Origin of the sequence: Pontivivens marinum, from assembly GCF_900231835.1 — a bacterium.
Classification (GTDB): domain Bacteria; phylum Pseudomonadota; class Alphaproteobacteria; order Rhodobacterales; family Rhodobacteraceae; genus Pontivivens; species Pontivivens marinum.
Genome location: NZ_OCTN01000006.1, coordinates 51,593 through 73,667, shown reverse-complemented (window position 1 = coordinate 73,667; position 22,075 = coordinate 51,593). Strand labels below are relative to the sequence as shown.

Sequence of the window (22,075 nt, the reverse complement as noted above, 5' to 3'; positions counted from 1 at the left end):
GCATGCCCCCTCTGCAGGGCACACAACGTCACGCGATCCCAACGACTGCTATCGCCTGATTTCAGCTTTAAAGATCGGGTGCATAAGTCGGCGTGACGCCGTTTCTAGCTTCATCAAACAGCCTTGCAGCTTCCAGTGCCTTTAGCCAGTCCTCACCCGCTACATTGCCCAGACCGCACACAAATGCAGAGGACAGTGTTTGCGCCGCAACACCAGTGGCAAAGAAGGTTCCGAGTGCAACAGTCGTCTCCCCGTTACGACGTGTTGTTGCCCCTCAGAGCCGTCAAAGGGCACTAGTCACGCGACTAACAGATACCTACTGAATATACCCTGCATTCCTCATCATCGGAACGGCAAAACTCTGACTGTTTGCCAGCGATTGCTCAACAGATTGCAGACCTGCCAGTGCCAATGCGATTTGTTGGCCAACATAATTGCCGATACACTGGAATTCAGGGATAGGGACGATCTGTATACCATTATAGGGAACTGGATCGCGGGTCGGGTTGGTTGTGTCGACCGATAGGATCGCCTCCACAATCGCCGGTGCATAGGGTGCGGCCTGTAGGCGACGGGGGTCTTCCTCGATGGATTGGCGCGCACCGCTGGGCACGGCGACCCAGCCCTCTGTTTCACCGACCAGCTCGAAATACTCGACCGAGGTGGCCCATTTCAGGAAATCCTTGGCAACGTCCTTGTTCTGCGAGGTCTCCGGAATGGCCAGCGCCCATGACCAGAACCAGCCTGTGCCGTTAGAGGTTTCCTGCATCGGCGCCTGAAAGAAGTCGGTTACATCCGCAACGCTTGAGAATTCAGGATTGCGGATCGCACCGGCCGCCGAGGTTGCATCGATCCATGTTGCGCAGCGGCCATCCGCAAACAGCGCACGGTTTTCAAGGTGACCATTTGTGAAGGAGTCGGGAGGGCCGGATGCGTTCAACAGGTCCACATAATAGGTGATCGCATTGTGCCATTCCGGGCTGTCCAGCTGCGGGTTCCAGTCCTCATCAAGCCAGCGCCCGCCAAAGGCATTTGCGAGGGTGCCGACAAAGGCCATATTCTCGCCCCAGCCTGCTTTGCCGCGCAGGCACGTGCCGTAAACGCCGTTTTCCGGGTCGTGCAGCGCGGCGGCTATCTGGGCGAAACGGGTATATGTAATCTGCTCGGTCGGTGGCTCGATACCTGCGGCCTCGAACAGATCGGTGCGGTAAAAGGTGAACGAGGTTTCGGAATAAAGCGGAACCGCGAACAGGTTGCCATCAGCGGACAGACCGTTGCGAACCAGCGGAAAGATGTCGTCCAGATTGTAATCTGCATCATCCGCAAAATCGTTTAGCGGCGTCAGCCAGCCATAGGCACCCCAGGTCGAAGCCTCGTAAGCGCCGATAAACATCACGTCGAATGCGCCGCCCCTGACGGCGATGTCCTGTGTTGTGCGATCACGCAGGTCGTTCTCGCTCAGAAACACCCAGTTGATGCTGTTTCCGGTCGCGTCCTCCCACTGCGGAGCAAGCTGTTGCATGGTAATCATGTCAGCATTGTTGACAGTTGCGATGGTGATTTCTTCGGCGGAGACAATAGATGTGAACGCGGTGATAGACGCGAACCCAACTGCTGTACTCAGCAATATGCGGTTAACAGACACGTCTACCCTCCAAATTTTTATATTTAACAGATGATTACCTAGCTCCTTCGAAAGGTCAAGTTATGCCGACATGCGTAAAATTTTAACAATATTGCAAATCTCGCCGAAACACTAAGTTAGTCGGCGTATTTCCAGCGTCGCGCTTTTACGGATCATGACCGGCACACCGTCATTTACGCATAGGATTGTATTCGCAAAAATGCGTCTGTTGTCTGATCTGCGCTATTCGGGGCGCGCAGGAATTATCCGGTCAGCCCTGCCTCGACCGGTAAGCACACGCCGGTAATCGCAGCGGCCAGCGGGCTGGCCAGAAAGCAGGCTGCATTGGCGATATCCGCCTCGCTGGCCAATCGTCCCAGCGCGGTTTCCGCCTGCATTGCCCCGATTGCCGCGTCGACGCTGGGGCCACCAGCCGTGGCGCGCTGCTCCACGCGGCCGCGCAATGCGTCGGTCAGGATCGGGCCGGGAGCCAGCGCATTTACCCGCACCCCGTCGCGCCCCATATCCAGCGCGGCGGCGCGCGTCAGTCCCAGAACCGCATGTTTTGATGCCGTGTACAGCGCCTGATCGGGATGGGCGCGATAGCCGTTGATCGACGCCATAACCACAACCGCGCCACGGGTTGCGGCCAGATATCGTGCAGCAGCGGACAGCATCATCGCGACGCCGCGCACGTTCAGCGCAAAGACCGCATCCCACTCCGCCATGTCCAGATCGCCGATTCGCCGCCAATCAGGCACTCGGCCCGCATTGGCGATCAGGATATCCAGCGTGCCGATCTGAACCAGCGCATCGTTCAAGACCTGCTGCGCATCGGGCGCGGTCAGGTCCAGCGCGATGGTGCGCCACGTTTCGGGCAGCGTAGCCTGCGCCAGAACCGATGGTTGGTCGAGCACGCAAATCCGCGCGCCCGCCCGTTCCATCGTACCGGCGATGGCGCGGCCCAGTCCCCGCGCACCGCCGGTGATCAGGGCAGTTTTGCCACCCAGATCAATCATCACAAACCGCCAATGCAGGTGTATTTTGTCTCCAGATAATCATCCAGACCCTGCCAGCCGCCTTCCTTGCCCATGCCCGATGCCTTCAACCCGCCGAACGGGATTTCAGGGGTCACGATCAGCACCTCGTTGATCCCGATCAGGCCATATTCCAACCCGTCTTGCAGGCGGAAGGCCCGCCCCAGATCGCCGGTATAGGCATAGGCGGCAAGCCCGTAGATCGTGTCATTGGCCAGACGCAGACCTTCTTCCTCGGTCTCGAATTTGTAGATCGGGGCAACAGGGCCGAAGATTTCCTCCTGCGTGACGCGCATTTCCGGCGTGGCATTGGCGATGACCGTGGGGGCATAGAACAGGCCGCCGCGTTCATGGGGCGCGCCGCCGGTCAGCACATTGCCGCCCTTATCCACGGCGTCCTGCACCAGCTCCGAGATTTTGGCCAAGGCGGCGGCGTCCACCATCGGGCCTTGCTCCGCCCCGTCCTCGATCCCCGGTGCGACCTTCAGCGCGCGGGCGCGTTCGGCCAGACGCTCGACAAAGGCATCATAGATGCCCGCCTGCACGTAGATCCGGTTCGAGCAGATGCAGGTCTGACCCGCATTGCGGAATTTCGCGATCATCGCACCGTCAACAGCACGGTCCAGATCGGCATCGTCAAACACGATGAAGGGGGCATTCCCGCCCAGTTCCATCGAGACCTTTTTGACCGTATCCGCCGCACCGCGCAGCAGCTCCTGCCCGACCTCGGTCGAGCCGGTGAAGGTCACTTTGCGCACCTCTGGGCTGGCCATGATGGCGCCGCCGATGGCGCGGGCCGATCCGGTCAGGATGTTGACGACACCGGGGGGGAAGCCCGCGCGTTCGCACAGCACACCCCATGCGAGGCCGCTAAACGGCGTTGCGGTGGCGGGTTTGACCACAACCGGACAGCCCGCGGCCAGTGCCGGTCCCAGCTTTCGCGCCAGCATCGAGGACGGGAAGTTCCACGGCGTGATCGCGGCAACGACACCCACCGGATGCTTGGTCGTCATCAGCTTGCGCCCCGGCCATGGGGACGGGATCACCTCGCCCCGTGCGCGGCGGATTTCCTCACCGAACCATTGGACATAGGCGGCGGAGGACAGGACCTCGCCCTTGGATTCGGCCAGCGGCTTGCCCTGCTCCAGCGTCAGGATGCGGGCCAGCTCGTCTGCATTTTCTGTGATCAGCGCCGCGAGGTTGCGCATCAACTGGGCGCGTTCGGTCACGGTTTTCGCGGCATAGGCGGGGAACGCAGCATGGGCGGCGGCGATGGCGCGATCTGTTTCCGCCTGACCGGCATTTGGCACGGTGCCGATGACCTGACCGTTGGACGGGTCGGTTACGTCAATGGTGGTGCCGTCATCGGCCCCCACCCATGTGCCGTCGATCAGAATGGCCTGTTGCAACAAATCCGCCATGGTATCCTCCGTTATCGGACAATTGTTCGTATAACGCACATTACGCAGCAAGCCACGATTTCCGCAAGTCCCCCGTCACATCACAACGCAAACGGCGCCAGATCGACGGAGGGCTGCTGCCCCAAGGCAAGCTCGGCAATCGTGCGTGAGATGATCGGCCCGGCGGTAAAGCCCATCCACGGAAACAGATTGAGGAAGAAGCCCGGCACCTGTGGCACCTCACCCAGAATCGGCCGCCAATCAGCGGTTCCGTTGACGATGGCGGCCCAGCTGCGCACGATTTGCACGCCGTCCAATGCAGGCACCAGCCGCTGTGCGAGGGCCAGATTGCGCAGGACGGAGCGGTGATCCACCACCGGCCCGCCGCGCATCCGTGCGGGCCAGCCGCCGCCAATCAGGAATCCCCCCTCGGCGGCCTGCTTTAATGTCAGCTTTTCGGATGTGAAATAGAGCAGCCACGGCAGCAGCTCGGGCCGTTTTTCAGTGACGGAAACCTGTATCGCGTGGGCGTCCATCGGCACATGCGCACCGACCATTTGTGCCACGGACGCCGCATCGGCCCCTGCCGCGTTCACCACCCTATGCGCCTGAACCCAGCGACCACCTATATCAAGGGTGAAGCCCTGCCCGTCTGGCGTAATCGCGCGCACCGGCGTGTTGCGCATCAGGCTCAAACCCAGTTCACGCGCACGTTTCAAGTAGAGCGGGGTGACGCGAAACGGGTCTGCTTTCCCCTCGATCGGGCAAAAGGCGCCCCCCGGAAAGCCTTCGGTCAGAAACGGTGCGCGGTCGGCCAGCATATCGGCGCCCCACATGTCGATCTGCAACCCCTGTGCCCGCTCGATTGCGGCCTTGCGGTGCAGGGCCTGCAAATCGTGATCCGAGCCCGCGACCATCAGCCCGCCCTTGGCCGCGAATCCCAGATCACCGTTCAATTCCTGCTGCAAGCCCGCCCAAAGCTCGATGGAGGCAGAGAATAGCGGCAGCACCTCGGAAAACCGTTTGGCCCATTCATCGCCCAGATGGCGGAACGGATCGAACGGGATTTGCGCGTGGATCGACCCTGCATTAGAGCCGGACGCCCCCAGATTCACATCGCGCCGTTCCAACAACACAACGCGCGCGCCTGCCTTGCACGCGTAATAGGCCGTGGCGGCACCGGCCAGCCCGCCGCCGATGATGGCAAGATCGTAACGCATTCGGAAAATCCCCGTTGAACCATGCTTTATGTTCGTTATACTAACTTTTGTCCGCATGATGAACATATCATTTCACCATCAAGGAGCTTTCCGATGGCCGATTTTCAGGTTGCAGCCAGCACCTTCCCCTATCTCTATTCCAAAACGGGACTTGAGAGCCTTCAGCACCTGCGCGCCATGGGCTACACCAAGTTCGAGCAGATGATTTTCCCCCCACATTGTTGGCCCGCGGAATTGAGCGCGGATCAGCGCCGTGAATACCGCACGTGGCTGGATGGTGAGGGCGCGCAGATCACCTCGTTCTGTTACCCGCTGATCGACAACAACCCCAACGCCCCCGACCGCCTGATGCGGCAATACACCATTGACCGTTACCGCGAGACGATTGACCTGTCCGCCGAACTGTCCTGCCCCTATGTCGTGATGATCCCCGGCGTTTATGGCGGCCTGATTGATCCGCCAAAGCCGTGGCTGGACGACTGGTTTGTCGAATCCGCCAAGGAAGTGGTCGAACATGCGACCAAGGCGGGCGTGCGTATCCTGCTGGAAAACGTCCCCTTCACCCACCGCCCCAGCGCGCAGGACGCCAAGGATCTGTGCGAGATGATCGGCAATGTCGGCGTCAATTTCGACATCTGCAACTCCGCCTATATCAAAGAGGATATCGGTGATGCGATCCGCCTGCTGGGCGATCTGATCGAGAACGTCCACATTTCGGACAGCCCTGCGGATGTGTTCAAGCATGACGCGCTCGGCACCGGTATTGTCGATCCGGCCCCTGCCATGCAGGCACTAAAGGATATCGGCTATGACAAGATGACGGTGCTGGAAATCATCACCGATGCCAATGATCCAACCGCCGATCCCGATGGCGACATTCGTAAGAGCCACGCAATCCTCGCTGAAAACGGCTGGGCCAAATTGTGAGCGCACAGGAGACTACTATGAAGCAATTTCGCGGCAGCCATTCCGTCAACATCACTCCGTTTACGGCGGATGGCAGCGCCATTGATCTGGCCGCCAATCGCAAATTCATCGACTGGCAGATCGACCAAGGCGTTCCGGGGATCATCATCCTTGGCACCACAGGTGAGTTTCTGGCCGTGTCCGACGCGGAACGTCAGGCCTTTGTCGAGGATACAGTCGCCCATGTGAACGGTCGCATCGACGTGATGGTCGGCGCCTCGAACGCCTATTCGCCCACCGCAGCACGCTACGCGCGTGAGGCACAGGACGCCGGCGCGCAGGGTCTGATGATTATTCCGCCCTATTACTACACCCCGACAGAGGACGAGATTGTCGGCTATTACGACACCATCACCGCCGCCTGCGATCTGCCGATCATGTTGTATAACAACCCGTGCACCTCGAATGTCGATATGTCGGCAAAGCTGGTGGGCCGCCTGACCCGCGAATTCGATACCGTGCGTTATATCAAGGAGGCGTCGATGGACGTCGCCCGCGTATATGACATCGTCGAGGAAACCGAGGGCGTGATGAACGTCTTTGCCGGTGAGCGGATTGTGGAAAGCTTCCTTCTGGGCGCTGTCGGCTATGTGAACCCGTTCGGCAACTACATCCCGCGCGCGTCTACCCGCATCTGGGATCTGCTGGAGGCAGGCCGGATCGAGGATGCCAAGCGGATTCAGCGCCACATCACCGTGATCGAGCATGTGATCGCCGAGGGGCACCCGACCTATGGTCATCAGTGCTATTCCAAGGCATTGGCCGCCGAACAGGGCTATCCCGTTGGCGATGTGCGTCAGCCACTGACCACCTTCGCATCCCTGGGCGCCGAGGGGCAGGAACGCGCGGCCAAGCTCAAGAAGGTTCTGGCCGACCTTGACCGCCTGATGGATGAACTGGAAAGTGCAGCCGCATGAGCGATATTCCCCTATTCACCCCCTTCACCCTGCGCGGCGTGACGATGCGCAACCGCATCATGATGGCCCCGATGTGTCAGTATCAGGCCATTGATGGTGTCCCCACCGAATGGCACATGATGCATCACGGGCGCTATGCGACCTCCGGCATCGGGTCCGCGGTGGTTGAGGCGACAGGCATCAGCGCGCAGGGGCGGATCAGCATTGGCTGCCCCGGCCTGTATAATGACGAACAGGTCGCTGCATGGAGCGCGATTACATCGCTATACCGCTCGCAGGATATTCCGGTATTCGTGCAGCTGAACCATGCAGGCGCGAAGGCATCCACCGCACGCCCTTGGGAAGGTGCAGGACCGCTGGTTGAGGGCAGTGACGAGCCGCCATGGCCCACTGTTGCCCCCTCCGCCGTTGCGGCGCGGGAGGGCTGGCATGTGCCATCGGCCCTGACGCAGCCTGAAATCGCGCAAATCGTTGCGGATTTCGCAGCGGCCGCCACTCGATCAATCGAGGCCGGTTTTGACGGCATCCAGATTCACGGGGCGCATGGCTATCTGTTGCACCAGTTCATGTCGCCATGGTCGAACCGGCGTGATGATGAATATGGCGGTGATCTGGAGGGGCGGATGCGCCTGCCGATCGAGGTTGCCCGCGCCATCCGCGCCGTTCTGCCCGATGATATGCCGCTGATCTACCGCGCCTCGTGCGTGGATGGTGAGGGCGGCGGCCTGACCCTTGACGATACGGTTGTTCTTGCCGCGCGGCTCAAGGAAGAAGGCGTCGATCTGTTCGATGCGTCCGGTGGCGGTATTCCCGCCGGTGTGCGCATTACCGAGGCAAAGGTCGAGCCGGGATTCCAGATCCCGTTTGCTGCACGGATTCGTCAGGATACCGGCCTGCCAACTGTGGCCGTGGGAATGATTACCGATCCCAAGCTGGCAAATGACACCGTGGCCGAGGGTAAGGCTGATCTGATCGCGCTGGCCCGTGGCCTGTTACGTGATCCGGTTTGGCCGGTTACTGCGGCGCAGGCGCTGGGGCATCCGGCACCGGCCTCGATCCTGCCGGAGCATTACGCCTTCTACCTCAGAAACGATTACTGATAAGACCCCCCCGACCTGTTGCGGGTCGGGGGGCACGCTTTAGCGAATGTAGCTGGCGCCGTTCACGTCCAGCGTTGCGCCGCTCAAATGACGGCACCGACCGCTCAGGCAGAACGAGACAAGCGCCCCGATATCCGAGGGCGGAACAAACTCCCCCATCACCAGACGATCCTCGACCACGGCGCGGCCCCCTTGGCTTTCGGCGAAATCGCGGCTCATCTTGGTATCCACGACGCCCGGTGCGACGATATAGGTGCGGATATTATCGCGGGCATAGCCGGTGGCGACGGTTTGCAGGGCGGCCTTGAACGCCGCCTTGGACGCGGCATAGGCAATGGTGCGCGGATTGCCGACGCCCTTTTGCGCGGCCCAGCTGGAAATGCCCACAATCTCTCCACCACCGCGTTCGCGCATGTGGCGCACGGCCGCGCGCAGCAATTCAGCGGCGGCAAAGACATTGACCTGAAAGGTGCGTTGCCAGACATCGTTCCATTCATCGTCGGGGTCATCAATGCCACCGGCAAATTCCATCATCGCGGCATTGTTGACGAATCCGTCCAGCCCGCCGGTCAGCTCCACCGCCTGTGCGAACATCGCATCAGCGCCACCGGCCTGCCCCAGATCGCCCTGTAGCAAAATCGCGCGCTCGGCGGGGATGCCCTGCATCGCCTGCTCCGCGCCGGCGCGGTCGCTGCCGTAATGGGCAACAACACGGGCGCCCTGTGCTGCCACCTCACGCGCGATGGCCTGTCCGATCCCCTTTGAGGCACCGGTCACAAGTATCGTTTTGCCGTCGAGCATCGGCTTTCTCTCCCACTGGTATTGACGTGCAATATGTTTGCGTACAAATGTTCACATAACGAACATGAGGGGGTCAAGCACTATGAACCATGCACAAACGGTCCTGATCCTGGGCGCGGGCCCCATTGGGTGCGGTTTCGCGGCGGCCTTTTCCGCATCGGGCTATACCGTGACGATCTGCGACCCCGCACAGGCCGCACGGGCGGGAATTCCCGATATGATTGCGCGACAGGGACAGGCCATGCGCTTGGCAGGATTGGCGGAACCTCGCGGCGGGATCACTGCTATCGATGCGCTGCCCGACCGGATCGACGCCCCTCTGATCATTGAGGCCGGACCCGAGCGGGTCGAGGCAAAGCGCGCCCTGTTCCGTGATCTGCTGTCGCGCAGCGGCGATGGCACCGTGATCGCCACGGCGTCTTCGGCCCTGCCGATATCGCAGATTGTGCCGGACCCACAGGATCAACGCCGCTGCATGGTGGCGCATCCCGCCAATCCGCCCAGCCTGCTGCGCGTGTTGGAGCTGGTCCCCGCCCCCGCCACAGAACCAGCCAGCATGGATCAGGCCGAGGCGCTGTTTCGCGCAGGCGGATTTGACCCTGTGCGATTGGGGCATGAGGTGCCTGCCTTTGTCTTTAACCGCCTGCAATCCGCCCTGCTGCGTGAGGCATATCGCCTGGTGGACGAGGGCGTGATCGACGTGGACGGCGTGGACCGGTTGGTGCGTGACGGACTTGGCCCGCGATGGGCGCTATCTGGCCCGTTCGAGACGGCAGACCTGAACACGGCGGGCGGTGTGCGTGGCCATGCCGAACGGCTCGGTCCGGCCTATGCAGCCATTGGCCGTGATCGGGGCGAGCATAGTCCCGATTGGTCGCCAGAGCTGGTGACACAGGTTGAGGCCGAACGCCGTGCCATCCTGCCCGAACCCGCATTGCCCAAACGGCGTGCATGGCGCGAACAGGCCCTTGCACGGTTGCTTGACGCGCGCCGTGCGATCATGCGGGATGATACGCTATGAGCCAGATCACCTTCACCTTTGACGGGCAGGACATCACCTGCGATCAAACCTCGTCCGTCGCGGCGGCGCTGACACAGGCGGGGCACCGTGCCTTTCGCAAGACGGAGGGCGACGCCCCGCGTGGCATTTTCTGCGGCATGGGGGTCTGTCAGGATTGCCTCGTTACCATTGATGGCCGCCCGAACCAGCGCGCCTGCATGACGCCCGCCGCTGGTGGATTACAGGTGCAAACCCAATCCGCCCGTCCTGCACTGACCAAACCGCAGGATCGTACGCTAACGCCCCACCGCCTGACGCCGCGCGTCTTGGTGATCGGTGGCGGTGCCGGTGGCCTGAACGCCGCCATTGCTGCGGCCGAGAGCGGTGCCGAAACCGTACTGCTGGATGAGCGGAAGGTTTCAGGCGGGCAGTATTTCAAGCAGGACGCAGACCCCACCCGTGATCCGCTGGATGCGCAACAGCGCGCTGGCCGCGATCTGGTCACCGCAGCCTATGCCGCCGGTGTAACGCTGATCCAGTCGGCGGAGGTTTGGGGTGCCTTTGACGGGCCGGAAATTATGGCAACCAGCCCCGAGGCCGTTTATGCAATCCGGCCCGAACGTCTGATCGTCGCCACAGGTGCCTATGAGCGCCCCGCCACAATCCCCGGCTGGACCCTGCCCGGTGTGATGACCGTGGGCGCGGCGCAAACCCTGTGGCGCAGCTATCGCACCTTGCCCGGGCGGCGCGTGGCACTGTTCGGCAATGGCCCGCTGGTGGCGCAGGTCGCGGCGGAGCTGGTCTCCGGCGGGGCCGAGGTTGTGTGTCTCGCCGAGGCTGCGCCCGCCCCGTGGTCCCGCCCTGTTGCCGCGCTGGACATGGTGCGCCGCGATCCTGCCTTGGCGGTTAAGGGTTTGGGTCTGCTGTCAAAACTCGCCCGTAACGGGGTGCGCGTCAGCCATGACACCCTGCCCGAACAGATTGAGCAGGCGGGCGATGTCCTGCGCGTGACCTATCGTCAGAATGGCACCCTGAAAACCGTGAAGGCGGATGCTGTCTGCCTGAATTTCGGGTTCCAGCCGCAGAACGAGATCCTGCGCTTGCTGGGCGCGCGCATGTCCTATGACGCGCAATTCGATCAATTGCGGGTGGATCGCAGCCCCGATTGCGAAACCTCGGTCCCGCAGGTCTATGCTATCGGGGATTGTTGCGGTCTGGGCGGTGCGCCCGCCGCCGCGGTTGAGGGCCGCATCGCAGGCCGCGCCGCCGCCAGTGATGAGGCACAGCCCACTCCCGCCGATCTATCGCTACGCGCACGCCACGGCAAATTTCAGGACGCGCTGTGGCGGGTCTACGCCGCCGACCGCCCCCTGCCCGAGGATGCCCCGCCCGAAACCCTGATCTGTCGGTGCGAGGAGGTCAGCAAGGCGACGCTGGACGCTGCACTGGCCGATGATCCACTGGATATTGGCGCCTTGAAACGTGCCACCCGCATCGGCATGGGCCGCTGTCAGGGCCGCTATTGCGCCCCCGTTGTGGCCGGTATCATGGCCCGCCGTCAGGGTCGCCCGCTGGAGGATCTGTCCTATTTCGCCCCCCGCATTCCTATCAAGCCGGTGGAGATTGCAGCCATTACCGCCGCCGAAACCCTGCTGGATGCGGAGCAAACCCCCGATGCTTGAGCCGGATCTGCTTATCATCGGCGGTGGCATTACCGGCCAATGCGCCGCGCTGGTCGCTGCGGACGCCGGTGCGATGGTCACGATTGTGGATATGCAGCGCAATGCGGGTTCGCACGCCAATGCGGGCAGCTTACATGTGCAAATGCAAAGCAGGTTCCTGCGCCTGAACCCGCATCTGGCGGATAATCTGGAAAGCTCGCTGCCGCTCTATATGTCCGCCGTTGCCGAATGGCAGGCGCTGGATGCGGCGCTAGGCGGGGTGGAGTTGACGCAGCAGGGTGGCCTGATGCTGGCCGATACGCCTGCGCAGCTCGATTTCCTGCACCAAAAGGCCGCGCGTGAGCAGAAGAAGGGTCTGGATGTCGAAATCCTCTATCGGGATACCTTGCACCGTCTGGCCCCGTGGCTGTCGCCCCATGTTGTCGGTGCGGAGCTGTGCCGGAACGAGGGTAAGCTGAACCCCCTGATCGCCAATCGCAAAATGCGCGAGGCGCTGACCGCGCGGGGTGTGCGGTTCGTTCAGGACCAGATCACCCATATCACCGACGGCCCGCGCCCCATCGCCCATGGCGCGCAGAACTATCCCGCAGGGGCCGTTCTGATCGCCTCCTCATGGGGGGGAGGACAGTTGGCGCAGCCCTTGGGCCTGCGGATACAAACCCCGCCAGAACCCCTGCATATGAACATAACCGAGGCAGGGGCCTATGAGATCCAGCACCTTGTGCAACATGCCGAACGGCCCATCACGCTGAAACAATTTCGATCCGGTCAGGTGGTGATCGGGGGCGGATGGCAGGCAAATCTTGCCCGTGATGACAGTGCCGCGCCCGCGATCAAGCCTGACAGCCTGCTCGGTAATGTCGCGCTGGCTGCGCGCATCGCGCCGGGGATCGGGGGGTTGCGGGTGCTGCGCACCTGGGCCGGATATAACACGCCGGTTGACGGCAAAACCACCGTCGGGGCCGTCAGGGACGGGGGTCGTGTGTTTGTAGGTTTGCCCGGCGATGCGGGCTATACGCTGGGCCCTGTGGTTGGGCGGATGGCCGCGAATGCGGTTCTGAGCCTACCGCAAGCGGTTGATCCAGAACCCTATTCCCCCGCCCGCTGGCGCGCTTAATGCGCCAGTGATTGCTGGATTTGCTCTGCCGTTTCTTGCAGTTTCGGCAGGAACGCCTCAACCATCAGTTCCGGCGTTGCGCGCACCGATGGCACGGCAATATTGATGGAGCCTGCCAGAATGCCGGAGCGATAGTGCAGCGGAATCGCGATGGACAACAGACCCTCCTCCAGTTCCTGATCGACCAGCGACCAGCCGGATTTGCGCACGTCCTCTAACGTCTTGCGCAGGTCGGCGCGATTGGTGACGCTGTGACGGGTTCGTGGCACCAGACGGGCATTGGCGATGATGCCATCCCAGTTTTCCTCGGGCTGGGCGGCCAGCAAAACGCGACCATTGGCGGTGTAAAAGGCGGACTGACGGCTGCCCACGGTGATGCCGACGCTGATAATATTATGCGCCTGAACACCGGCAACATAGACCACGTCCAACCCGTCGAGGATCGCGGCTGTGCACGATTCGCCCGTTTGTTCGGAGAGCCGCTCCATAAAGGGGCGGGCGCGATCCCAGATGCCGATCTTCGACAAGACGGTGAAGCCCAGATCCAGCACCTTTGGCGTCAGATCGAACAGCTTTCCATCAGTGACGACATAGCCTTCCTTGACCAAGGTCAGCAGGAAACGGCGGGCCGTTGCGCGGCTCATCCCGGTTTCCGTGGCCACCTCGGACAGGGTCATTTTGCGCGACGTGCGGCTGAAACTGCTTAGAATTTCCAGCCCGCGCGACAGGGAACTGACGAAATCACGGTTTGACAGCTTCTCCTGATCGTCCGTGGCACCCGGCTTCACGGTGCCGAGGCGGGTCTCGCTGTTTTCCTGAACGGGTGTCGTGGGTACGGGCTTGGCCATTTTCTGCCTTCATCTGATGTGCGCATACCGAACTAACACCGTGAAGGCGCAAACGAAAGTGCATTGCGCACAGTGCGATCTGCAAAAAATGCTTGCGATTTGAAATTCCGCTTCGCAAACTTGCGAACATATGTTCATTATACGAACATACAAAACAGGGAGAGTCGAAAATGACCAAAACTACTGGAATGAAGACCGGCCTAAACAGACGCAGCGTTTTGACCGGAATGGCAGCAGCAGGCGCAGCGGCAGTGATGCCACGGCGGCTATATGCACAGGAGCAGATCACCTTGCGCTGGTGGTCGCCCCAATCCTCACCCGAGCAGCTGGCCGCATATCGCACCCAGATCGCGAACTTCGAGGCACTGCACACCAACGTCACCGTCGCGTTCGAGCGTACGTCGGATGAGGGTTACGCCCCCCAAATGGCAGCCGCTTTTGCCAGTGGCGACGTGCCGAACATCGTGACGCACCTGCCCAGCTTCGCCGTCTCCAACTATTGGAGCAACGGTCTGGTTGAGCCGTTCAACGATGTGATCGAGATGATCGGGCCGGAGAAGTTCTATGATGGCGTGAACCGCATCTACGAAATCGACCCCGGACAGTATGCCGGTACATCCATCGGTAACTCCGCTGCGAACACCATGTGGCTGCGCACGGACCTGATGGAGCAGGCGGGCATCGACCGCAATCCGCGTACGTGGGACGAACTTCTGTCCGCTGTGGACAAGATGCAGGGCGGCGGCATTTACGGCGCGCCTCTGCCCTATGGTCGCAATTCCATGACCTCGCTGATCTTCATCGGCACGATCCATCAGGCCGGTGGCATGGTGTTCAGCCCTGAGCTGGAGGTCGCAATCGACAGTCAGGAAACCCGTGACGCGCTGGAATTCTACGGTGCGATGCGTCAGTACTGCCCACCCGGTGCGACCAACTATAGCTGGGGCGACAGCCTGACCGCCTTTGTCGCCGGTGCGACGGCAACCGGCATCTATACGGGCCGCGTGCTGACCAATGTGATGGATCAGAACCCGTCCATCGCCGATCACATCACCTGCGACGTGTTCCCGACAAAATCGACGGATATCGCACCGTGGACGTTTAACGACTTCCCGTCGGTCTTTATCCCCAAGGCAGCCAGCAACATGGAGGCGACCAAGCAGTTCGCCGCGTTCCTCTATGATCCAGAGGGCTACATCCAGCAATTGCACGCCGCACCGGGCCACGTTCTGCCTGTGCTGTCCACAATTGCCGAAGATCCCGCCTATCTGGCCGATCCGATCATCCAGAAATACAAGGCAGAGGTCGATATCATGTCCGCTGCTGCTGCGGATGGTTTCAACCTTGGCTGGGAAAGCCCGGAGCACAAGCCGAACACCCGCGCGGGTGAGGTCGTGAATTCCGGCGTGATCGCGGAAATGGTCCAGCGTGTCATCCTCAACGACGAAAACGTCGATGAAGTGCTCAGCGATACGGCCCGCCGGATCGAAGAGATCGCGCAAAGCTGATCCCGTTGCCCTGATGGTCCGGCGGTGCGCCGCCGGACCTTACGCGAACCAAGGAATCTTCATGACCACCATCGCCACCGATCCGCCCCGCAACGGGCCATCGCCATTGGAGCGTTCGTATTCACGGCTCGGCATGTTGCTGATCGCGCCGACCATCGTCGTCTTCTCCGCCGTGATCGTCTATCCGCTGCTGGCTGCGATATATCTCAGCGTCTTTTCCATCTACACCCCGACATTGGAGGGGGAGTTCGTCGGAGCAGACAATTATATAGAGATGCTGACCGGAGGCGTGTTCTGGTCATCGCTGCTGACAACCCTGATCTGGACCGTAGGCACGTTAAGCCTGCAAATCGTGTTCGGTGTCGGACTGGCGCTGTTGCTGCATCAGAATATCTGGTTCCGCTCGCTGGCGCGTTCGCTGGTGCTGTTTCCCTATTTCCTGTCCACGGTGGTGGCGGTGCTGGTTTGGCGTTGGCTGTTCAACGACCTGTACGGCGCGCTGAATCACGGCCTGATGCAGGTGGGCATTATCGACATGCCGCTGGATTGGCTTGGCTCGATGCCCAATGCAATGATCGGCGTGATTTTGGTCGGCGCGTGGAAATACTTCCCCTTTGTGGTGATTGCCGTTCTGGCCCGCCTGCAAACCATTCCCGAAAACCTGTACGAAGCCGCCCGCATTGATGGCGCTGGCCCGATTGCGCGGTTCTGGGACGTGACCCTGCCGCAATTGCGGTCGGTGCTGACGGTCATCATCCTGCTGCGCGCGATCTGGGATTTCAAGGAATTCGACCTGCTGTACCTGCTGACCGGCGGTGGTCCTGTCACCTCGACGCAGACGCTATCTTTGCTGGTTTATCAGGAGGCCTTCAGCCTGAACCGCATGGGCCAGGCCGCAGCCTATTCCGTGGGCATGATGCTGGTGATGCTGGTCTTCATGATCCTGTACATCCGCCGCACGAAAGAGGAGAGCTGAGATGAAATCCAAGATGCTCCGCCCGCTGATCCTCAATCTGGTGACATGGTCGCTGGTTTTGCTGATCTCCTTCCCGCTGCTGTGGATGATCGTTACCTCGCTAAAGCCGCAGACAGAGCTGTTTCGCATTCCGCCTACATGGGTGCCCGAAACGGTTACGTTTGAACATTACTGGCGCCTGCTGACCGAAACGCCGTTCCTGACGTTTTTCCGCAACTCCGTGGTGCTGGCCACGTCCACGACGATCTTCGTGGTCGGGCTGGGCACGCTGGGCGCCTATAGTCTGGTGCGGTTCCGGTTCCGCGGGCGTGAGACATTGGCGATGCTGGTGTTGTTCACCTATCTGCTGCCCTCGGTTGTGCTGATCATTCCGCTTTACCTGATGATGGTGAATCTGGGGATTTCAAACACCCTGTTCAGCCTGATTCTGGCGCATACCACCTTTGCGCTGCCCTATGCGCTGTGGCTGCTGCGCTCGTTCATGGAGGGGATTCCGGATGATCTGGAAAACGCCGCTCTGGTCGACGGGGCCAGCCGTCTGGGCGCGTTCAAGGATGTGATCTTTCCGCAATTGCTGCCGGGGATCATTTCGACCGCGTTGTTCACCTTTATCCTGTCGTGGAACGAATATCTGTACGCGCTGGTTCTGGTGAATTCGGAATCCGTGGCGCCGCTGACGACCGGTGTGATGACCATGCTGATCTCGGCGTTCAATATCGAGTGGTCGCTGCTGATGGCCGCCTCCGTGATGATGAGCGTGCCGCTGATCGTCGTATTCGCCTTTTTGCAAAGCTATCTGACCAGCGGCTTCGGTGCCGGCGGCGTCAAGGGCTGACGATATAAGGAGCCATCCCGTGGCCAATGTAAGTTTTACGAATGTACGCAAGAGCTTCGGCGATTTCACCGCGCTGGAAAGCCTTGATCTGGAAATCCATGACGGCGAATTTGTCGCGCTGCTCGGCCCGTCGGGCTGTGGCAAATCCACCACCCTGCGCATGTTGGCGGGGTTGGAATTTCCAACCTCGGGCGACATCTCGATCGGCGGGCGGGTCGTCAACGATCTGGCACCGGGCAAGCGGGACATCGCAATGGTGTTCCAGTCCTACGCCCTGTACCCGCACATGACGGTGGGCGAGAATATCGCCTATCCGCTGAAAAAACGCGGCCTGAAAAAGCCCGAGCGGGATGAGGCCGTGCGCCGCGCCGCCGAACTGCTGCAACTGGAACCGCTGCTGAACCGCAAGCCAAAGCAGCTATCGGGCGGGCAGCAACAACGTGTTGCGCTGGGTCGTGCGCTGGTCCGTGAACCACGGGTGTTCCTGTTGGACGAACCGCTGTCCAATCTGGATGCAAAGCTGCGCAGCTATATGCGTGCGGAGCTGATCGAGCTGCACCGTCGCCTTGGTAAAACCATGGTTTATGTGACCCACGATCAGCTAGAGGCGATGACCATGGCCGATCGCATCGTGGTGATGCATGGCGGACGGGTGCAGCAATTCGATACGCCGGACGCGGTTTATAACCGCCCCGCCAACCGCTTTGTCGCCGGTTTCATCGGCACCCCGCCCATGAACCAGATCGAGGGCACGGTGCAGGGCGCGACCTTTGTCGTGAACAGCCATCGCCAGCCGATCAAGCGTGAGGCATTTGCCGCCTCGCTGGTCGACGGCCCTGCGGTTATGGGGGTGCGGCCCGAATTTGTCGGCATCCATGACAGTGGTGACGGCCTGCCCGCCACCGTGCGTCTGGCCGAAAATACCGGCCATGAAACCATCGTGACACTGGAACTGCCTGACGGCGCGCGGATCATGTCGCGGGTCGAGGCGGGGCGAAAGCTGTCCGTGGGCCAACCCGTCATCCTGCGATTTGACCCCGCAGGTATTCACCTGTTCGAGGCGACCGAAAACGGTGCCCGCCTGAATCTGGACATTCCCGTTGCCGCGACCCTGTCGCAATCCGCTTGATAGAAACCGAAAGGAGGCCGGACATGAGCGATATTCATGATCTCGACCGACGCTATGTCTTCCACCCCTTCTCCGTCGCGCAGAACCACCAGCAAAGCGGTGCCACAATGATGGCCCGCAGCGCCGAGGGATGCTGGATCACCGACGATGCAGGCAAACGCTACCTCGACGCGATGGCCGGTTTGTGGTGCGTCAATGTCGGCTATGGCCGCGAACGCATTGCCGATGCACTGGCCGATCAGGCGCGGCAATTGTCCTATTTCCATGGCTTCAGCTCCATGGCGACAGAACCCGCCGCGATCCTGGCGGAGCGTGTGATCTCCAAGGCACCGGAGGGTTTCTCCAAGGTCTTCTTTGGCGCATCCGGGTCCGATGCAAACGATACGCAGGCCAAGATTGTCTGGTATTACAACAACCTGCGCGACATGCCGCAGAAAAAGAAGATCATCGCCCGCGACCGTGGCTATCACGGTGTAACGGTGATGTCGGCGGGCCTGACCGGTCTGCCCGGGTTGCATGCCGGTTTTGACCTGCCGCTGCCGATGATCCGCCACGTTAGCGCGCCCCATAACCTGTGGACCCGCAATGCAGGCGAGGATGACGCCGCCTTCACCGCCCGTATGGCGCAGGAACTGGACGACCTGATCGTGGCAGAGGGACCGGACACCGTCGCCGCCTTTATCGCGGAACCCGTCATGGGTGCTGGCGGCGTGATTGTCCCGCCCGAGGGCTACTTCCCCGCCATGCAGCAGGTTCTGGACCGCCACGACGTTTTGCTGATCGCGGATGAGGTTATCTGCGGCTTTGGCCGTCTGGGAACGTGGTTCGGCAGTGACCGCATGAACATGAAGCCTGACCTGATGTCGGTGGCAAAGGGCATCACCTCCGGCTACGCCCCGCTCTCCGCCGTGCTGGTTGGGGAAAAGGTATGGAGCGTGATCTGCGAGGGCAGCGCCAAATACGGCGCGTTCGGTCATGGCTACACCTATACCGCGCATCCCGTTACGGCGGCGGCCGCGCTGGCCAATCTGGACATCGTGGAGGAGGAAAACCTCGTCACACGTGCCGGTGAGATGGGCGACTACATGAATGCCAGCCTGAAAAAGGCCTTTGCAGATCTGCCAATCACCGCCGAAACCCGCGGCTGTGGCCTGATGGCCGCCGTCGAATTTGCAAAACCACATGGCGATAGCTGGCAGAAATTCGACCCCGCCGCCGGTGTTGGCCCCCGCATCGTGCGCGCCGCATTGGAGGACGGAGTTATCTGCCGCGCCCTGCCAAATGGCGACGCGATTTCGTTCTCACCACCCTTTACCGTCACGCATGAGGAAATCGACCTCGCCGTGTCCACGGTGCGCAAGGCAGCAGGAACCGTCCATGACGCCTTGCGCGCTGAAAATGCGCTTGCGCCGCAATAAACAAAACCAATAATCGGAGGATAGAGCATTGGATAGAAATGATATTTCATGGACCGGCGCGATGCCGGCCGTCACAACTCCGTTTACCGCCAGCGGTGACGTGGACCATGACGGATTACGCGCAAACATTCAGCGCATGATGCAGGCCGGGGCCACTGGCGTGGTCGCGGCAGGATGCACCGGTGAGTTCTGGAGCCTGCGCCCCGAGGAACGCCGCGCCATCTATAGAACCACCCGCGCGGCCGTTGGCGAAAACGGCACCGCGATCGTTGGCGCCGCAGGTATCACCCCCGAGGATGTGAAGGCCGCGCTAAAGGATGCCGCCGCCGAGGGATGCGACGCCGCGCTGGTGCTGCCCCCCTATTTCGCCCACCTGTCGGATGCGGAGATTATCGCGCATTTCCGCACGGTAAACGAAGACGCGCCGCTGCCGATCATGCTGTACAACATCCCGGGCAATGCCGGAAACGCCCTAACGCCAGAGATTGTGGACACTTTGGCCGATCTGGACATGGTTGTGGCGATCAAGGAAAGCTCGGGCAACTGGCTGAACTTCCACCGCACCCTGACCAAGGTTGGCGACCGGATCATGGTGTTCTGCGGCCCGTCCTCGACCATCGGTGTGCCTGCGGTTCTGGCCGGTTGTGACGGCTTGATTGACTGCTTCCCCAATGTCTGGACCGATGTTCTGGATATCTGGACGCTGGTTAAACAGGGCAAGGTTGATGCCGCATGGGCCGTGCAGGAGCGTGCGCAGGAACTGACGAAACTGTTCATCTCGGACAGTCGCACATTGTATCCCGCGACGAAGGCGGCGATGGATTACCTAAGCTTGCCCGGTGGCGGTGCCCCGCGTGCCCCGCTGCAACCGCTGGACGGTCCTGCGCTGGACGGATTGCATGTCGGGTTGGATCAAATTCTGCGGGCCGTTGAAACGGCTGCGTAAATTGCGGGCGGTTTGCCGCCTGCCCTGGAATTTATAGAAGGACTATTTTCATGGAACTCGGATTAAAGGGCCGCCGCGCCATTGTCAGTGCCGCCAGTCGGGGCCTGGGCCGCGCATGTGCGTTCTCTCTCGCAAAGGAGGGCGTGGATCTGGTGCTGAACGCGCGCTCCGCCGACGCATTGGAGGCCACAGCTGAGGAAATTCGTGAGGCAACCGGCGTTTCCGTCACCACCGTCGCCACCGATTACAACACGGTTGAGGGGCGTGAGGAGATCCTCGCCAAGGGGGGTGAGGTTGATATCCTCGTCGCCAATCCCGGCGTGCGCCAGATCCCCGGTGAATACGAGGACTGGACCCGCGCCGATTGGGACCAGTGGTTCGACGTGCATTTCTATTCCTCGCTGGAGATGATTACCGGCGTTCTGCCCGGTATGCGCGAACGCAAATTCGGCCGCGTGGTCAATATCTCCGTCAGCTTTATCAAGTTTCCCCAGCCGCATTTCGCGCACAGCCACTCCGCCCGTCTGGCGCTGTCCGGCGCGATTGCGTCCCTGGTCAAGGAAACGGTTCGCGACAACGTCACCATCAACACCGTTTGCCCCGGCTTCTTTGACACCGACGCGCTGCACACCAACCTGCACAACCACGCAAAGCGCGGAAACACCACATATGAGGCTATCGTGGAAAACCGTGTGCAAAGCGTGCCCGCGGGCCGTTTTGCCGATCCATCGGAATGCGGTGATCTGGTGGCGTTCCTGTCCTCGGCGCAGGCGGGCTTTATCGTGGGTCAGAACATCATCAATGATGGTGGCGTTTATCAGGGGCTGTTCTGATGACGCCGCGTCTGGTCATGGTATCGGGCGGTGCGCGCGGTCTGGGGGCGGCGATCGTGCGCCGCTGCCTGGCCGACGGGCACCGCGTTTCCGTCGGCGCGCGCAATGTGCAGGCGGTGCGGGATGCCTTTGCTGATGTGCCTGCCGAGCGGCTGTGCGCGTTCCGTTTCGATGCGGATGATGTGGACAGCGCGCAGGACTGGGTGGACCAAACCGTTGCGCAAATGGGCGCGCCCGATGCGTTGATCAACAATGCGGGTATTTTGCGCATGGTCGATTTCACGCGCGGCGAGGAAAGCGATCTGGACGATCTGTGGCGCATCAACGTCAAGGCACCCTTTCGCCTGATCCGTGCCGCCCTGCCGCATCTGAAGGCATCGGGCCATGGCCGCGTGGTCAACATCGCCTCGACCGATGCGAAACGGTATCGCGATGCTTCGACCTCGCTGGGCTATGTGATGACCAAACAGTCGCTGCTCGCGATGAGCCATGCCGTCCGCTTTGCCGGATGGGACGAAGGTTTGCGCGGCACCGCGATCTGCCCCGGTGCGATTGATACCGACATGATCGACGGCATCCCCGGCGTCACGCCCAAGGCAGAACGCTTGCAGCCCGACGATGTGGCGCAAATCGTGTCGCTGGTGTTGAGCCTGCCCAATCAGGCCAGCGTGCCGGAAATCGTCGCGAATACGAGATTGGAAAGCACGATCTGAACCAC

General features: G+C 61.2%; 20 protein-coding genes. 14 read left to right on the top strand and 6 right to left on the bottom strand.

Annotated features, from left to right (window positions below):
* Positions 1 to 316: 316 nt before the first annotated feature.
* The 4 genes from CR254_RS13645 to CR254_RS13630 form a co-directional block, all read right to left on the bottom strand.
* Positions 317 to 1,645, bottom strand: coding sequence for an ABC transporter substrate-binding protein (locus CR254_RS13645; RefSeq protein WP_245851645.1), 1,329 nt, complete (start codon positions 1,643 to 1,645; stop codon positions 317 to 319).
* A 242-nt stretch (positions 1,646 to 1,887) separates the two neighbouring features.
* Entirely contained in the window at positions 1,888 to 2,643 is a 756-nt protein-coding gene (locus CR254_RS13640; protein ID WP_097930915.1) for an SDR family NAD(P)-dependent oxidoreductase, read from the bottom strand.
* A complete protein-coding gene (locus CR254_RS13635; protein WP_097930913.1) occupies positions 2,643 to 4,082 on the bottom strand; it encodes an NAD-dependent succinate-semialdehyde dehydrogenase in 1,440 nt (479 codons plus the stop codon). The genes CR254_RS13640 and CR254_RS13635 overlap by 1 nt, the downstream gene beginning before the upstream one ends.
* Before the next feature lie 80 nt (positions 4,083 to 4,162).
* The gene (locus CR254_RS13630) at positions 4,163 to 5,281 is read right to left on the bottom strand and encodes an NAD(P)/FAD-dependent oxidoreductase (RefSeq protein WP_180956002.1); all 1,119 of its coding nucleotides are present in this window, start codon (positions 5,279 to 5,281) and stop codon (positions 4,163 to 4,165) included.
* A gap of 93 nt (positions 5,282 to 5,374) precedes the next feature.
* Between CR254_RS13630 and CR254_RS13625 the strand changes: the two genes are divergently transcribed.
* From CR254_RS13625 to CR254_RS13615, 3 genes are read left to right on the top strand one after another with little or no spacing between them, the layout of a single operon-like run.
* Complete coding sequence (locus CR254_RS13625; protein ID WP_180956001.1) at positions 5,375 to 6,208, top strand: sugar phosphate isomerase/epimerase family protein; 834 nt, start codon at positions 5,375 to 5,377, stop codon at positions 6,206 to 6,208.
* Between the two features lie 17 nt (positions 6,209 to 6,225).
* Positions 6,226 to 7,164: a dihydrodipicolinate synthase family protein gene (locus CR254_RS13620; protein ID WP_097930910.1), complete on the top strand. Its 939-nt coding sequence runs from the start codon at positions 6,226 to 6,228 to the stop codon at positions 7,162 to 7,164.
* Positions 7,161 to 8,264: an NADH:flavin oxidoreductase/NADH oxidase gene (locus tag CR254_RS13615; protein WP_097930908.1), complete on the top strand. Its 1,104-nt coding sequence runs from the start codon at positions 7,161 to 7,163 to the stop codon at positions 8,262 to 8,264. Before CR254_RS13620 ends, CR254_RS13615 begins: the two co-directional genes overlap by 4 nt.
* Before the next feature lie 39 nt (positions 8,265 to 8,303).
* Here CR254_RS13615 and CR254_RS13610 read toward each other — a convergent pair whose 3' ends face one another.
* The gene (locus CR254_RS13610) at positions 8,304 to 9,065 is read right to left on the bottom strand and encodes an SDR family NAD(P)-dependent oxidoreductase (protein WP_097930906.1); all 762 of its coding nucleotides are present in this window, start codon (positions 9,063 to 9,065) and stop codon (positions 8,304 to 8,306) included.
* Between the two features lie 82 nt (positions 9,066 to 9,147).
* Between CR254_RS13610 and CR254_RS13605 the strand changes: the two genes are divergently transcribed.
* Genes CR254_RS13605 through CR254_RS13595 form a run of 3 tightly spaced genes read left to right on the top strand, consistent with a single transcriptional unit; the run spans position 9,148 to position 12,864 of the window.
* Positions 9,148 to 10,086 (top strand): 3-hydroxyacyl-CoA dehydrogenase NAD-binding domain-containing protein, encoded by a 939-nt coding sequence (locus CR254_RS13605; protein WP_180956000.1) that lies wholly within the window; start codon positions 9,148 to 9,150, stop codon positions 10,084 to 10,086.
* Entirely contained in the window at positions 10,083 to 11,747 is a 1,665-nt protein-coding gene (locus CR254_RS13600; protein ID WP_097930902.1) for a 2Fe-2S iron-sulfur cluster-binding protein, read from the top strand. The genes CR254_RS13605 and CR254_RS13600 overlap by 4 nt, the downstream gene beginning before the upstream one ends.
* Positions 11,740 to 12,864: an NAD(P)/FAD-dependent oxidoreductase gene (locus CR254_RS13595; protein WP_180955999.1), complete on the top strand. Its 1,125-nt coding sequence runs from the start codon at positions 11,740 to 11,742 to the stop codon at positions 12,862 to 12,864. Before CR254_RS13600 ends, CR254_RS13595 begins: the two co-directional genes overlap by 8 nt.
* Here CR254_RS13595 and CR254_RS13590 read toward each other — a convergent pair.
* On the bottom strand, positions 12,861 to 13,712 hold the full coding sequence (locus CR254_RS13590) for an IclR family transcriptional regulator domain-containing protein (protein WP_097930899.1): 852 nt from the start codon (positions 13,710 to 13,712) through the stop codon (positions 12,861 to 12,863). The two genes, CR254_RS13595 and CR254_RS13590, sit on opposite strands and share 4 nt — an antisense overlap.
* A gap of 170 nt (positions 13,713 to 13,882) precedes the next feature.
* On the opposite strand from CR254_RS13590, the gene CR254_RS13585 reads away from it, so the two are divergent.
* The 8 genes from CR254_RS13585 to CR254_RS13550 all read left to right on the top strand — a co-directional run bounded on the left by CR254_RS13585 (position 13,883) and on the right by CR254_RS13550 (position 22,070).
* Positions 13,883 to 15,220, top strand: a complete 1,338-nt coding sequence (locus CR254_RS13585) for an ABC transporter substrate-binding protein (RefSeq protein WP_097930897.1) — start codon at positions 13,883 to 13,885, stop codon at positions 15,218 to 15,220.
* A 61-nt stretch (positions 15,221 to 15,281) separates the two neighbouring features.
* On the top strand, positions 15,282 to 16,196 hold the full coding sequence (locus tag CR254_RS13580) for a carbohydrate ABC transporter permease (RefSeq protein ID WP_180955998.1): 915 nt from the start codon (positions 15,282 to 15,284) through the stop codon (positions 16,194 to 16,196).
* Position 16,197: 1 nt separating this feature from the next.
* A complete protein-coding gene (locus tag CR254_RS13575) occupies positions 16,198 to 17,031 on the top strand; it encodes a carbohydrate ABC transporter permease (protein ID WP_097930893.1) in 834 nt (277 codons plus the stop codon).
* A gap of 19 nt (positions 17,032 to 17,050) precedes the next feature.
* Positions 17,051 to 18,160, top strand: a complete 1,110-nt coding sequence (locus CR254_RS13570; protein ID WP_097930891.1) for an ABC transporter ATP-binding protein — start codon at positions 17,051 to 17,053, stop codon at positions 18,158 to 18,160.
* Between the two features lie 23 nt (positions 18,161 to 18,183).
* Entirely contained in the window at positions 18,184 to 19,578 is a 1,395-nt protein-coding gene (locus CR254_RS13565; RefSeq protein ID WP_097930889.1) for an aminotransferase, read from the top strand.
* 28 nt (positions 19,579 to 19,606) lie between these two features.
* Positions 19,607 to 20,524 carry a dihydrodipicolinate synthase family protein gene (locus CR254_RS13560; protein ID WP_097930887.1) on the top strand — a complete coding sequence of 306 codons (918 nt, stop codon included), beginning with the start codon at positions 19,607 to 19,609 and terminating at the stop codon, positions 20,522 to 20,524.
* A 50-nt stretch (positions 20,525 to 20,574) separates the two neighbouring features.
* Complete coding sequence (locus CR254_RS13555) at positions 20,575 to 21,357, top strand: SDR family oxidoreductase (RefSeq protein ID WP_097930885.1); 783 nt, start codon at positions 20,575 to 20,577, stop codon at positions 21,355 to 21,357.
* Entirely contained in the window at positions 21,357 to 22,070 is a 714-nt protein-coding gene (locus CR254_RS13550) for an SDR family NAD(P)-dependent oxidoreductase (RefSeq protein WP_097930883.1), read from the top strand. Before CR254_RS13555 ends, CR254_RS13550 begins: the two co-directional genes overlap by 1 nt.
* The last annotated feature ends 5 nt before the right edge of the window (positions 22,071 to 22,075 follow it).